9 protein-coding genes are annotated in these 15,129 nt (G+C 59.3%); 1 reads left to right on the top strand and 8 read right to left on the bottom strand.

What is annotated here, in order from left to right; translation table 11 throughout:
• Nucleotides 1-44: 44 nt before the first annotated feature.
• Nucleotides 45-3,329, top strand: a complete 3,285-nt coding sequence (locus CKV89_RS06385; protein ID WP_028327919.1) for a S8 family serine peptidase — start codon at nt 45-47, stop codon at nt 3,327-3,329.
• A 78-nt stretch (nt 3,330-3,407) separates the two neighbouring features.
• Here the strand turns inward: CKV89_RS06385 and secA are convergent, their stop codons facing one another.
• The 8 genes from secA to CKV89_RS06345 form a co-directional block, all read right to left on the bottom strand.
• The gene (gene secA, locus CKV89_RS06380; RefSeq protein WP_028327920.1) at nt 3,408-6,128 is read right to left on the bottom strand and encodes a preprotein translocase subunit SecA; all 2,721 of its coding nucleotides are present in this window, start codon (nt 6,126-6,128) and stop codon (nt 3,408-3,410) included.
• A gap of 380 nt (nt 6,129-6,508) precedes the next feature.
• On the bottom strand, nt 6,509-7,147 hold the full coding sequence (hpf, locus tag CKV89_RS06375) for a ribosome hibernation-promoting factor, HPF/YfiA family (protein ID WP_028327921.1): 639 nt from the start codon (nt 7,145-7,147) through the stop codon (nt 6,509-6,511).
• Between the two features lie 299 nt (nt 7,148-7,446).
• Nucleotides 7,447-8,232, bottom strand: a complete 786-nt coding sequence (locus CKV89_RS06370) for a ComF family protein (protein ID WP_154657718.1) — start codon at nt 8,230-8,232, stop codon at nt 7,447-7,449.
• A 36-nt stretch (nt 8,233-8,268) separates the two neighbouring features.
• Complete coding sequence (locus tag CKV89_RS06365) at nt 8,269-10,026, bottom strand: GerMN domain-containing protein (protein WP_084441417.1); 1,758 nt, start codon at nt 10,024-10,026, stop codon at nt 8,269-8,271.
• On the bottom strand, nt 10,023-11,837 hold the full coding sequence (gene mtrB, locus CKV89_RS06360) for an MtrAB system histidine kinase MtrB (protein ID WP_051277750.1): 1,815 nt from the start codon (nt 11,835-11,837) through the stop codon (nt 10,023-10,025). Before mtrB ends, CKV89_RS06365 begins: the two co-directional genes overlap by 4 nt.
• A 4-nt stretch (nt 11,838-11,841) precedes the next feature.
• On the bottom strand, nt 11,842-12,519 hold the full coding sequence (mtrA, locus tag CKV89_RS06355; protein ID WP_028327925.1) for an MtrAB system response regulator MtrA: 678 nt from the start codon (nt 12,517-12,519) through the stop codon (nt 11,842-11,844).
• 221 nt (nt 12,520-12,740) lie between these two features.
• A complete protein-coding gene (gene ahcY / locus CKV89_RS06350) occupies nt 12,741-14,192 on the bottom strand; it encodes an adenosylhomocysteinase (protein ID WP_028327926.1) in 1,452 nt (483 codons plus the stop codon).
• Between the two features lie 246 nt (nt 14,193-14,438).
• Complete coding sequence (locus CKV89_RS06345; protein ID WP_084441419.1) at nt 14,439-15,122, bottom strand: class F sortase; 684 nt, start codon at nt 15,120-15,122, stop codon at nt 14,439-14,441.
• Nucleotides 15,123-15,129: the final 7 nt, after the last annotated feature.

Raw genomic sequence — 15,129 nt, 5'->3', positions numbered from 1 at the left:
AACGAAGGCCATACACTCCGCCCCCTCTCGAAAGGACAACACCCATGCGTGCACGCACGTCGAGGATCGGCAACGTAGCCACCCTCGCCCTGGCACTCACACTCGGCGGAGCCACCGCCATCCCCGCAAGCGCGGAACCCCTGCCACCTCCCTCCACCACAGGAGGGGTCTCCGACGGAGCCAAAGGCGCACCCGACAAAGAAAAAATGAGCAGCCACAGCCAAGAGCTACTCATCGAGGCAGAAGCCGCAGGCAAATCACGCGTCACAGTAATGACCGCCACTGAACGAGGAAAAACCGCCGAAGTCGTCAAACACCTCACCTCACTTGGGGCAACCATCGGCTACGTCCACGACAAACTCGGATACGTACGCGCATCCCTACCCACCGGCAAAGCCGAACAAGTCTCCACAATCCCGCAGGTCAAATACGTAGACCTCGATGAAATCGTCTCCGAACCCAAACCTGACCCCGCGCCAGGAACCGGCACCGGCTCCAGCCCCTGGACCGGCCCCTCACCACAAACCCCCGCCGAAAACCCCTACCTGCCCACCGCTGACACCGGCGCAGTTGCTTTCACCAAGAAAAACCCCACCTACGACGGGCGAGGAATCACCATCGGTGTCCTGGACTCAGGCATAGACCTAGAACACCCAGCCCTGGCAACAACCACCACCGGTGAACGCAAAATCAGCAACTGGATCACCGCAACAGATCCACTTCTGGAATCAGACCCCACCTGGCGAGTCATGCTCAACCGCGTATCCGGCGAAACAGCCACATTCCGCGGAGCAAACTGGAAACTCCCCCACCGCGACGACGCCCAATACTCAATCGACATATTCCGTGAATCAAGCTCCGCACGAAGTGAATTCAAGGGAGACATCGACAGGAACGGGAAAACCGACGACAGCTGGGGAGTCCTGTACGACTACCAAACTCACGACATCTGGGTCGACACCGACGGCGACCACGACTTCACCAACAACACCCCCATGCGGCCATACGCCGAAAAAAACCAAGTCGGACACTTCGGTAAAGACAACCCCTCCACCCGCGTCCAAGAAAACGTCCCCTTCGTCGTCGAATACCGCACAAACGTCGACCTCACCCCCATCGGCCATGCAGGAACCACAGCCGACGTCATCAACATCGGCACCGTATCCAGCGCACACGGCACCCATGTCGCCGGAATCGCCGCAGCAAACATGCCCGGATGGAAAATGCAAGGAGCAGCCCCCGGAGCAAAAGTTGTCTCTGCCAAAGCCTGCGTCTACGCAGGTGGCTGCACCTCCGTCGCCCTCACCGAAGGCATGATCGAACTCGTTGCCAACCAACGCGTCGACATCGTCAACATGTCCATCGGCGGCTTGCCCGCCCTCAACGACGGCAACAACACCCGCTCCGCTCTCTACAACCGCATCATCGACGAATACGGTGTACAAATCTTCATCTCCGCAGGCAACTCCGGAGCAGGCACCAACACCATCGGTGACCCCTCCGTAGCAACCGACGCCGTCAGCGTCGCCGCCGGAGCATCCAAAGACACCTGGCTGGCCAACTACGGCGCTAAAGCCAAAGAAGAGTACTGGGCACAGAACTACTCCTCTCGCGGCCCCCGCGAAGACGGCGGATTCAAACCCAACATCATGGCCCCCGGGTCAGCCATCAGTGCTGTCCCCATGTTCATGGACCCCGAAGACATCCCACAGGTCAGCTACAAACTTCCCGTTGGCCTATCCATGTTCAACGGAACCTCCATGGCCTCCCCCCAAGCCACCGGCGCAGCAGCACTACTACTCTCTGCAGCACGCCAAAACGACCTACCCGTCACACCGGCACAACTACGCGCATCCCTAGAATCAACAACACGATTCATCCCCGGGCTCGAACCCACTGCCCAAGGCAACGGCCTTATCCGCATCGACCGCGCCTGGCCAGTACTGCGCAAAGCACCCGAAGCCTCCAACAAATACGCCATCTCCGCCCCCGTGTGCACACCACTAGCCCACCTGCTAGCCACACCCAACAAAGGCGAAGGCATCTACAACCGCTGTGACGCCACCAAAGGCGGACACAAAGCTGGCCAAAACCGCACATACAACGTGACCATCACCCGTACAGCTGGCCCCCAAGAGGCCACATCACACACCCTCACCTGGATAGGTAACGACGGAACCTACTCCTCAACCAACGCCGTGGAACTCCCCCTAGGAAAACCCGTCACCATCCCGGTGACCGCAACCCCCAAAACACTAGGAACCCACGCCGCCATCCTGGACATCACACCTCGTGACAACGCCATCCGCGGCACCCGCATGATGGCCGACATCATCACATCCAACGCACTCGACACCGCCCCATACACCGCCTCCATGGCCGGAAACATCGACCGCGTCCGAGCACGCAGCATCTTCGTCACCGTCCCGGAAAAAACCCAAGCACTCCAGGTCAACCTCGCCGGAATCGCACACGGATCCGCCGTGCGCTTCCTGGCAATCGACCCACTGGGCATGCCCGTCGAAAGCGAAGAAATCCAAAACCGCTGCTACACCTCCATCGGTGACGCCAAAGTCTGCCCACCCACCTCACGGGCATACACAAACCCATGCCCCGGAGTATGGGAAATCGTCGTCGACGCCAGCCGACGCACACCCGTCACATCCAACTCCTTCCGCCTTACCGCCTCAGCACAAGGCGTCACTGTCGACCCCGCCGAAAAAACCATCCCCACCGCATCAGTGGGCAGCCCAACCGAAATCAACTGGAACATCAAAAACGATTTCGGTAGCACCCCCGTACGCGGCACCGGCGGCCCCCTCGGCTCCGCACACGAAGAACGCCCCAGCATCAGCCAAGGCGAAAAACACACCTACAAAGTAGCCGTACCCGCCGGAACCAGCCGACTGGAAATCTCCACCGGCAAACCAGCAGACATCAACTCTGACCTGGACATCGTGGTCCGTGACGCCTCCGGCACCGAAGTAGGCCGCGCAGCAACATCCTCCGCCGAAGAAACCGTCACCCTCACTAACCCCACCGCGGGCACCTACACAGTCGAGATCGACGGATACACAATCCCCGGCGGCAAAATGGCCTACGACTACCAAGACGTCTACTACAGCAGCACGCTAGGCAAACTCACCATCAACAACGGCCCCCTGCGCACCCTCGAACACGGAGCCACCCTGCCCATCACGGGTGAAATCACCCCCAACACCCAACCAGACGAAGGCCGCCACATGTTCGGCGAACTCACAATCATGAACTCCGAGAACGCCGCCATCGGCTCAGCCAAAGTCAGCATCGAAAAAATCACCACCAAGTAACCCACCAGCACATAGCTGAGGCCCGCACAGAACACCGTGCGGGCCTCAGTCACGTTTCACAACGCTACGGACAACACATCAACGCCCGCGACGACGCAATCTGCGCGAACGACGCTCACGACGGTTACCCCGCTGCTCAGTCTCACCCACAGTGTCCCCACCGCCGGAATAGGCAAAGCGACGCGCATCAGGGTGCTCGACACCCTCACCACGCACAGCCTCACCCGAGCTCTGCTCCGGCGCCTCCTCCGGAGGCAACTGGCTTTCATCCACCTTGATATCAGCGTTGAACAGAAGACGCACAGCGTCTTCCTTGATGGCCTCAATCATCGCCTGGAACATGTGGTGGCCCTCACGGCTGTACTCCACCACCGGGTCACGCTGAGCCATCGCCCGCAGCCCAATACCCTCTTTGAGGTAGTCCATCTCGTACAAGTGCTCACGCCACTTACGGTCCAGAACACTGAGAACCACACGACGCTCCACCTCACGCATCGCACGGCGACCAAACTGCGCCTCCCGTGCATCCAGCGCGAACTGAGCATCCGAGATCAGCTCTTGCACAAGAATTTCCCGAGTCACCGAACTACGGCCACCGGCAGCAGACTCCACATCCGCTAGCGACAACGACACCGGGAACAACTCAGCCACATCAGACCACAACTGCTCCAGCTTCCAATCCTCCGGAAGCTGCTCCTCCGTCGCAGCACGCACATACTCGGTCACCACATCGTTGATGAAGTAACGCATCTGCTCGTGCAGATCCTCACCCTCAAGCACACGACGACGCTCACCGTAAATAACCTTGCGCTGAGTGTTCAAAACATCGTCGTACTTCAAAACATTCTTACGAATGTCGAAGTTACGGCCCTCAACCTGCGTCTGGGCACTTTGGATCGAACGGGTAACCATCTTCGCCGAGATCGGAACCGAATCATCCATCTTCACAGCAACCATGAAGCGGTTCACGCGCTCGGCGTTAAACAACCGCATCAAATCGTCCTGCAATGACAGATAGAAACGGCTTTCCCCCGGGTCGCCCTGACGACCAGAACGACCCCGCAACTGGTTATCGATACGACGCGACTCGTGCCGCTCGGTACCCAACACATACAAACCACCCAGCAACGACACCTCGTCGTGCTCAGACTTCACCGCAGCCTCAGCCTCAGCCAAAGCCTGATCCCAAGCCGCCTCGTACTCCTCAGGCGTCTCCTCCGGCGACAGCCCCCGACGGCGCAACGCATCCACCGCACGGAACTCTGGGTTACCACCCAGCATGATGTCGGTACCACGACCAGCCATGTTCGTCGCAACCGTCACCGCACCCCGACGGCCAGCCTCAGCCACAATGGCCGCTTCACGCTCGTGATACTTCGCATTCAGCACCTCATGCGGCACATCATGAGCATCCAACTGCTGCGAAAGATATTCGCTCTTCTCCACGCTGGTCGTACCCACCAGCACCGGCTGGCCCTTACGGTGCCGCTCAACGATGTCCTTGACCACCGCGTCAAACTTCGCGACCTCTGTCCGGTACACCAAGTCCGGCTGATCACGACGCACCATCGGACGGTTCGTCCGAATCTGCACCACCCCAACCTTGTAAATCTGATGCAGCTCGGCAGCTTCCGTCTGAGCCGTACCTGTCATACCCGACAGCTTGTTGTACAAGCGGAAATAGTTCTGCAACGTCACCGTCGCCAACGTTTGGTTCTCGTTCTGAATCTTCACCCCCTCTTTGGCCTCAATAGCCTGGTGCATCCCCTCGTTATAACGACGACCAGCCAAGATACGGCCCGTGTGCTCATCAACGATGAGCACCTCACCGTCCATGACCACGTAATCCTTATCCCGCTTAAACAACTCCTTCGCCTTGATCGCATTGTTCAAATACCCGATCAAAGGCGTGTTGTTGCTCTCATACAAGTTGTCAATGCCGAGGTAGTCCTCCACCTTGGCAATACCCGGCTCAAGAATGCCTACCGTCTTTTTCTTCTCGTCGACCTCGTAGTCACCCTCGGCCTCAATACCACGCAGACGATCCGCGCCACGCCCCCGCTCAAGATGCTTAACCATCTTCGCCATCTCGACATACCAGCGCGTCACACCATCAGCCGGACCAGAAATGATCAACGGCGTACGCGCCTCATCAATGAGGATCGAGTCCACCTCATCCACAATCGCGAAGTTGTGCCCCCGCTGCACCAACTCTTCGGTCTGCCACGCCATATTGTCACGCAGGTAATCAAAGCCGAACTCATTGTTCGTGCCGTACGTGATGTCCTTCGCGTACTCCGCCCGACGCTGAGCCGGCGTCAAATGAGACAAGATCACACCCGTCTCCAACCCCAACATGCGGTGCACACGACCCATCAGCTCAGACTGATACTTAGCCAAGAAGTCGTTCACCGTAACAACGTGAACACCCTTACCCGACAAAGCATTCAAATAACTCGGCAAAGTCGCGACCAGCGTCTTACCCTCACCGGTCTTCATCTCAGCAACATTGCCCATATGCAACGCCGCTCCACCCATCACCTGCACATCAAAGTGACGCTTACCAATCGTTCGAGAAGACGCCTCACGAACCGCGGCAAATGCCTCCGGCAACAGCGAATCCAACGACTCACCATCAGCGATACGCGCTTTAAACCTGTCCGTCTCTGCCCGCAACTCCGCATCAGAGAGCGACAGAAAATCCTCCTCGATCGCGTTCACCTGAGCAACGATGCCCTCTAGGTGACGCAGCACACGCCCCTCACCTGCTCGCAGGACTCGATCGATGATCTTCGGCACGGACACTCCTCGTTGTGTAACGCAGAAACCGGAAAAACCGGCCCTCGAACACCTAGTAATCGGCTGGGCACCCAGGAAACGACACCAGCCGGAAAACGCCAACACAGCGAACTCCGCGCCCTCACGCCGACCCCACAACGAGATCACATGAGGACATGCCACCGGTCACTCCCCAGACCCAGGCTAAACGCTTACAACCGTCGACGCGTTCCCCGACCTCATCGCGGCGCGCCCACACGGATAACCAAACCCGGGCTCACACAGGATATGACGCTTCAGACACAATGCAGGGCTGCCGCAACACACCACGACAGCCCCACACACTCACAACCACCACAGCAACACCAAAAACATCGATGCCGCGGGGTCACGACAAGCAACTACTGCGCGGCATCCTCCGCCTCAGAAACTTCCAAACGGATCACGCCGTAATCCCAACCACGACGCCGATACACAACGCACGGACTATCCGAATCCTTGTCATGGAAGAGGTAAAAATCGTGCCCTACCAGCTCCATCTCATAAAGAGCCTGATCCAAAGTCATCGGCGAGGAAGCATGCACCTTCTCACGCACCTGCACCGGCGAATCACCCGTCACACCAAGCTTGGCCTCCAACGGATTAACCTCATCACCGCCTGAAGAACCACCCGGCGGCATAGCCTCCACCACATCAAGATCAGCCGTTGCCGTCGCCAAATCCGGCCCACGGTGCCGACGCACCTTCTTCTTCGAATTCGCCCGACGCAACCGCTCAGACAATTTCGCAAGAACAAGATCCAACGCCGAATACGGATCATCAGCAAAAGCCTCAGCACGAAGAACCGGCCCCTTGGCAATGCACGTAATCTCCACACGCACACTGCCCTTCGGAGCATTCCGCGACGTCTCATGCCCCACAATGACCTCAACACGCTGCGCCCTAGGCGCCAAGTGCTCAATCTTCTCTATTTTCTCCTCCAGCACGGAGCGAAAACGATCAGACACCTGGACGTGACGTGCAGTGACGGTGAGTTCCATCAGTTCCTCCTGGAAGCGCTGTCCCGAACGGCCCGAACCGGACTACGGGGCTGAGATGGGCCCTGGGAAAACACGCAATCCACACCGGGCCCGGAAATCAACTCGCTAACGCGAGTGAGGCATCACCTCTTTCAATGCGCGACAACGCGCAAAACATCGGATCCCGGCGGCCACCCAATGAGGTGAACACCCGATAAAAGAACGGTAGATGAAACTCTGACCAGGAGGAAGGAACCCGGCATATTTGTCAGCCAACTTGCATCCACCACTCAGCCAACACCCCCACCCAGTGACCCACCTCACACCCCAGGACCACCCGGAGTCGCAGCAACCACCGCACCCACCACCCGATGCACACCACACTGCCTCAACACCCGCTGCGCCTCACCCAACGTCGCCCCCGTCGTACACACATCATCAACCAACACCACCAACCCCCACGAACCCACCTCAGCACTCCAACGCTCCACCACACCCATCGCCCCCCACACATTCACCACCCTGCCCAACCGCCCCAAACCACGCTGATCTCGCACCCGCCGCACCCACCGCAAAGACTCAACCGCACCCACCTGAAAAGACAACACACCCGACCTCAACGCCACATCAACCAACTCAAACAACGGCACATCACCACGCCGACGCCGCGCCGAAGGACGCGAAGGAACCGGCACCACCACAACCGGACCATCCACTGGCCCACCCCGCAACACCTCCACCCCCACAGCCGCCTCAACCGCACGCGCCAACCCCACCCCCAACACACTCCCCACATCCCGACGACCACCATCCTTAAACGCCACCACAGCAGCAGCAACCGGCCCAATAAACTCCGCAGCAGACCACACCACCAACCCCTCACCCGACCCCACCACCGTAAACGGCTCTACATCCGGCAACGCCCCCACATCCGCGCACTGCGCACACCACGACTGCCCATGCCGCCCACACCCAGCACACACCACCGGCCACACCAACTCACACAGCGCCACCACCGCCGTCACACATCCACGCCACCAACGCACACACCAATCCATCCCCACAGCCTCAACCACCCCACCCACCCCAAAGCGGGTTATCCCCACCACCGAACCAACACCACCACGGTTGCGGACAACGCCCTAGCGAGCAGGAACCAACAAATCCGAAGCCGTACCAATCCGCTGCCACCGGCTACCCACCTTACGCAGCACCTGATTGGCCTGATCCACCCCCACCAAACCACGCTCACCACCCATCGAAATCAACCTCGAAACACCAGCCACACCCGAATACTCCTGCGTCACCCCCGCCAATGGCGCCACCAAAGGCACCAACGGCTGCCCCGCATTACGCGAGCCCACAAACGCCAACGTACTGTCATTTACCCACATCACCGACGTCGCATCCACCACATCCTGCGCAACCGCCAACGGCTCAGGCAAAGCTGAAGGTACACCCGAAGACGACACCACCCCAGAAACATCCACATGCATCGCCCCAGCAGCATCCTTACTCAACACCACCACCCGATGCCCCTCCGGAGAAGGTCTCACATCAATCACCCGCCGATCATGCAACCACGGCGCTGAAACCCGCACCGGACGCGGCTCAGAAACCGCCCCCGCGTCCCCCACCCGGTGGAAGACCCACACCGCCCCCTCACTCTTGGCATCCTGGCCCCCCAGCCACACATGCCCCATCACGTCATAAGCCGGCGCGCTCATTCCCGAACCAGGACTCTGCACCGACGCACGCTGCCCATCCACCCACCGAACCAACGCAGTACCCGACTCATTAGCAGCCATCACATCACGCAAATCCAAAGAAATCGCCGCACGCGACCACTCCTCTGGCACCTTCGGCAACGCAGGCAACGCCGCCTTACCCACCTCCGCAGGAAAAGACGCCGACGACAACGGCGTCAACACATCACCCACACGACGTACCACCACCGGAGAACGCGCAGGCGCCCCCGAATACCCCACATCCCCCACCCGTTCGGGCAACGAACCCAAACCCATCACTTCCAGCGGCCGCCCCTCCGCCGTCATCGCCACCCGATCAACAGTCCCTGCCTGGCGCATCGTCCGCAACGTCTGCGCCCACGCCGTATGACGTTCAGAGGAATTCATCGCCAAGGCCCGACCAGTCAAATCCATCGTGGCCACACCATTACCCACCGGAACCGCATCCACAGCCAACGTCGTCCCCGACGGAAAACCACTACGCACCGCACCAGCCAAATGCGAAGGAACCGGCCCCAACAGCGCCCGCGCCAACGACGTCGTCAACCCAGGACCCACCGCAAAACGACGCCAATCCGGCACCAACGTGCTACCCATCGTCGAGCCATACGACACCTGAAACGGACGATACGTCGAATCGAAATAGAACTCAGAGAGCCACAGGCCAAAACCCTTAGGCAACGAAGAAATACGCCACTCACCATCCACCTTGGCCAGCGAAATCTCCACCTCCCGCGTTGTCCCAGCTGTCGACGCATGGAAACGGCCATCCGAATCCAGCACCCCTATCTCAACAACCGTCACCGTCACCGAACTGCCGTCTTTCGACTTCACGGTCTGCGGCCGCATCCCCGTCGGATGCACCACCACCGAATCAGGTGCCCACTTCTCAGAGACAGCTTTAGTCAGATACGCCCGAGCCGCCCGGTAATCATCGTCAGCCGACCACTGCGCCGCCAAAAAACCCCGAACAATCTCCTCCTGAGAGGCCCCTGCCCGCGGAGCCTCAAACTGCAGCTTGATCGGCGGCGGCGGCCGATCCTGCACCGCCAGCCCCTGCTCCACCTTTCCCGAGCTCGGCAAACCACACGCTGCCACCAACGACAGCGAGACCACTATCCCCGCAACACCCAACCAGCGCCGCGACCTCACACCTGCCCCTGAGAATCTGAATCCACCGGCACAACCGTGGCTCCCGGCACCACCCCATCAATCACCGGCAACGTCCCCGTGTCGTGATGGCTGGTCACGCCCTCACCATCAGCCAACGGAATAGGTGGCTCACTAATCGACACCGTTTCATCCTTAGGCACAATCAACCTGAACCTACTGCCCTCCCCGGGAACACCCCACGCCTGCAACAAACCCCGATGCAAACGCGCATCCTCCAAAGCAATCGCTAGCCCCAAACCGGTACCACCGGTGGTGCGAGTCCGCGCCGGATCAGCCCGCCAAAAACGGTTAAACACCAACGAAGACTGCCCCGGCTCCAAACCAATCCCATGGTCACGAACCGCAACAGCGACGGCTTCCTCGTTTGCGCCCACCTCAATCTGCACCGGCTCACCCTGCCCATGCTCCAACGCATTCACCAAAAGATTGCGCAGAATCCGCTCAATACGACGCGGATCGATCTCAGCCACAAATGGCCCCGGCGTCAGCTCAACAACCGTGACCTCACTGCCCTTGGTCTCAGCCAACGTGGTCGCTGCCGAAATCACCCGCTGAACTACAGCCACCACATCATGCTTGTCCGTCTCCAACACCACCGACCCAGCATCATGACGGCTGATCTCCAACAACCCCGACAACATCTCATCAAACCGCTCCACCTCACCATGCAGCAGCTCAGCAGAGCGCCGACTCGTAGGCGAATACGCATCCCGATCCGCAAAAAGCATCTCGCTAGCCATCTGAATAGTCGTCAACGGCGTACGCAACTCATGACTCACATCCGAAACAAACCGCTGCTGAACCTGCGACAGCTCCTCCAACCGACGAATCTGGCTCTGCAAATTATCAGCCATCCGGTTAAACGCCCCCGAAAGCCGCGCCAGATCATCCTCGCCACGCAACTGCATCCGCTCATCCAACCGACCGTTGGCCAGCCGCTCCGCCACCTGGGCAGCTTCACGCACCGGATCCACCACCAACCGCGTCACAGCCAACGACACCAAAGCAATCAGCCCCGTCAGCAGCACACCACCCAACAAATACGTACGCAGCATCAAATCCATCGTCGAGGCTTCACGTTCCATCGGATACACGAAATACAACTCGTGCGCATCCGAATCTGGAATCTGGATCTGCTGCCCCACAACCACCGCCTGAGCTTCAGACCCGTCATGCCCCCGAACCGGCACAATCTGCACCTGTTGGTGGCCTGGATCCTCCACTACCGCCTCACGCAACGCCTGCGGCAACACCTCCGGGCCAAAAGCCGTCCACATCGTCGGGATACTGCCCGGCGACTTCTTCGGCCCGTGCGTCAAAATCACCTCACGAGCCTGATCAGGAGCCTGCGACGTTTGCTGCTGCATCAAGTCATACGTCAACTGCCGGATCGACTCAGCATCCGAACGATCCGTGGCATCCAAATTTCTCTGCACACCCGAAGCCCGATAAGCAGCATCCTCTTTCGAAGCCTCCACTTTGCCCTCTACCAGCGCCGCCGCCGTTCGGCTATACGAAAACGACTGCAACAACACCGTAATCACGGCACCCAAAACAACCGTGATTACAACGGTGCGAAACTGAAGACTTGTCCGCCACCGTTTAGCAAGCTCTGCCCGAGCGTTCCTCCACCCCGACTTCACGCGCTGCTTCCAACCACGATGTTCCTGCACCTGAGAAACAGGACTCGAGGCAACCAGCGCCTCTTCACCGCCGGGAGGAACAGCCTCCCCCACCTCGACGGAGGCCACCCCATCCATCGGCGCAGACCTCACGACGTCATCTGGCATCGGCTCAGTTCGTCCCCGCCTTGTACCCCACGCCACGCACCGTCACCACAATCTTCGGGTGTTCCGGATCATCCTCAATCTTGCCCCGCAGCCGCTGCACGTGAACATTCACCAACCGCGCATCTCCGGCATGCCGGTAACCCCATACCTGCTCCAACAGCACATCCCGGCTAAACGCCTGCCACGGTTTACGCGCCAACGCCACCAACAAATCAAACTCCAACGGCGTCAGCTGAACGACCTGACCATTCTTTGTCACCGAGTGACCAGCCACATCGATAACCACATCACCAATACGCAACGTTTCAGGATTGGTATCCGTACCGCGACGCAGCCGCGCCCGCACACGAGCAGTCAATTCCTGGGGCTTAAACGGCTTGACCACATAGTCATCTGCACCAGATTCCAGACCCACCACAACATCAATCGTGTCCGAGCGCGCAGACAACATCACGATTGGCACCCCAGACTCGGCCCGAAGCTGCTTAGCCACCTCGATGCCATCCATCCCCGGCATCATGACGTCCAACAACACCAGATCCGGCTTCAGCTCACGCGCCGCCTTCAACCCTGAAACACCATCAGGGCAATGGGTCACATGAAAACCCTCGTTCTGCAGCACCAACCCAAGCATTTCAGCTAGCGCAAGATCGTCATCCACGACCAGGACGTGAGCTTTCACAGGACCTCCTCAGAAACGACACAAGCGCACATGCCACTTGCCAAAACCGCGGGTCCTGCACCACATAGGACACACACCCCACCGGCTCTCACAACGCCGCCATGCTACCCGCAGCCCGAAAATCACTGCGCCAGGCGCGCACACTTCCACCCCGCTACGGGTGATCCGTGTGTCCACGATCGTGGACACACGGATCACCCGAAAACAGAATCTACCGACAATCAGTAGCGGTAGTTGTCCGGCTTGTACGGACCAGCGATGTCAACACCGATGTAGTCAGCCTGAGACTTGGTCAGCTCCGTCAGCTCAACACCCAGCGCAGCCAGGTGCGCTCGCGCAACCTTCTCGTCAAGGTGCTTAGGCAGCACGTAGACGTCGTTGCTGTACTCCTGCGGCTTGGTGAACAGCTCAATCTGAGCGATGGTCTGGTCAGCGAAAGAGTTGCTCATCACAAAGCTGGGGTGTCCCGTAGCGTTACCCAGGTTCAGCAGGCGCCCCTCAGACAGGATGATGATCGAACGCTCACCGCGCTCACCATCAGCGGGGAAGGTCCACTCGTGCACCTGCGGCTTGATCTCGGTGCGCTTGACACCAGGCACCTTGGCCAGGCCAGCCATGTCGATCTCGTTGTCGAAGTGGCCGATGTTGCCCACGATGGCCTTGTCCTTCATCTTGACCATGTCTTCGGCCATGATGATGTCTTTGTTGCCCGTGGTGGTGACGAAGATGTCGATCTGGTCAACGACATCCTTCAACCGTGCAACCTGGTAGCCGTCCATCGCGGCCTGCAGCGCACAGATCGGGTCAATCTCGGTGACGATGACGCGGGCGCCCTGTCCACGCAGCGACTCAGCACAGCCCTTACCGACGTCTCCGTAGCCACACACCAAAGCGGTCTTACCGCCGATGAGGACGTCAGTGGCGCGGTTGATGCCGTCAATGAGGGAGTGGCGGCAGCCGTACTTGTTGTCGAACTTGCTCTTGGTGACCGCGTCGTTAACGTTCATGGCCGGGAAGAGCAGCTCGCCGTTGCGGGCCAATTCGTACAGGCGGTGCACACCTGTCGTGGTTTCTTCAGTGACACCCTTAATCTGCTTAGCGATCTCGGTCCACTTGTTCGGGTTCTGCTCCATGGTGCGGCGCACCAAAGCTTTGAAAACGGTGAACTCTTCAGAGTCTTCCTCAGTGGTGGGGGGAACGCCGCCAGCCAGCTCCCACTCGCGTCCCTTGTGCACGAGCATGGTGGCGTCACCACCGTCGTCAAGGATCATGTTCGCCCCGGAGCCCTCAGGCCAGGTGAAGATCGCTTCGGCGCAGTCCCAGTACTCCTCGAGGGTTTCACCCTTCCAGGCGAAGACGGGTACACCCTGAGGGTTCTCAGGGGTTCCGTTCGGGCCGACGACAACAGCAGCGGCAGCCTCGTCCTGGGTCGAGAAAATGTTGCACGAAGCCCAGCGCACCTCGGCACCCAGAGCTGTCAAAGTTTCAATGAGCACAGCTGTCTGAACAGTCATGTGCAACGAACCAGCGATACGGGCGCCCTTCAAAGGCTGCTGCTCGGCATACTCTTCACGCAGCGACATCAGACCGGGCATCTCGGCCTCCGCCAGACGCAACTGGTGACGGCCAGCAGCCGCCAGGTTGATGTCCCGAATCTTGTAGTCGAACGTCATGAATTCCTCTTTCGTTGATAAACGCAATTGGTGCACAGACGCCGATGGGTGCGGCCTTGACGGCCGGTCACGGTCGACGGATACGCGCCCGCAAAAGCAGACACGATCAATAAGCTCGGGGGGCTCCCCTGCAAGACGAACCGCGTTCCACGCGGCTTCACAGGCCGAACACACGCCGACCTCCGCAAAGCATTCTACCCGCGTCCGCACAATAAGGACGCTGGGGATTTCCATAGAACCAACACATCAGCGCTTTACGGCCGCAGGAACAGCCGTCACAAGAACATTGTCGCGATAACTCCAGCGCCCCTCCCTGCGTTCAACCGGCCCCCCGCAGGTGACAAGAATCAGACGACGCGGACCGCTAGCCTGCCACGAAGGCAAACGGTCTTTCGCGCGAACAATCAAAGAAGTCACAGTCCAAAACTGCACTCGCCCAACAGCATCACTCGTATACACCTCAGCGCCCGGCTCAATACGCGAAAGCTGATGCAACGCACCCAAGTCCCCCCTGACATCAACATGCCCAGCAAGAAGAGTGCCTCCCTGATCCGCCCCCAATGCTGCACCGGCACCCCAGCGCCCAACCACTTTCACATCACCAGGAACAACAAGCTCTCCTGCATGCACAGACACATCCACTACCGGCGCATCCACCCCCAACGAGGGAATAACAACCCGAGACGGAGAAATTGTTGAGAGCCGATGCACCCCAGTTGCTCGCGCATCGTGCCGCACATCAGTAAGACGACGAGCATCTTCGGCCGCGAGAGAAAACGTATGGTCAGGCAGTGGCGCCGCATCCGGAGGAGAACCTTTCAACCCTCCCCAAAGCAACAAAACCCCCATCACCACGCCACCTACCGCACCGCTAGCCACAAGAAAATTACGTATCCGCCCCACCCCTGCATCAGGAAGCTTCGTGCTCATTTTCTTA

The organism is Dermatophilus congolensis (assembly GCF_900187045.1).
GTDB classification, from domain to species: domain Bacteria; phylum Actinomycetota; class Actinomycetes; order Actinomycetales; family Dermatophilaceae; genus Dermatophilus; species Dermatophilus congolensis.
The sequence above is the reverse complement of the archived record's forward strand: the minus strand, read 5'-3'. Positions and strand labels throughout refer to the sequence as shown.

What these genes read in the sequence shown, in the direction of transcription:
- mtrB (WP_051277750.1), bottom strand. Translation starts at nt 11,837, where the DNA reads ATGCCAGATGACGTCGTGAGGTCTGCGCCGATGGATGGGGTGGCCTCC.
- CKV89_RS06385 (WP_028327919.1), top strand. Translation starts at nt 45, where the DNA reads ATGCGTGCACGCACGTCGAGGATCGGCAACGTAGCCACCCTCGCCCTG.
- ahcY (WP_028327926.1), bottom strand. Translation starts at nt 14,192, where the DNA reads ATGACGTTCGACTACAAGATTCGGGACATCAACCTGGCGGCTGCTGGC.
- hpf (WP_028327921.1), bottom strand. Translation starts at nt 7,147, where the DNA reads ATGGAACTCACCGTCACTGCACGTCACGTCCAGGTGTCTGATCGTTTT.
- CKV89_RS06345 (WP_084441419.1), bottom strand. Translation starts at nt 15,122, where the DNA reads ATGAGCACGAAGCTTCCTGATGCAGGGGTGGGGCGGATACGTAATTTT.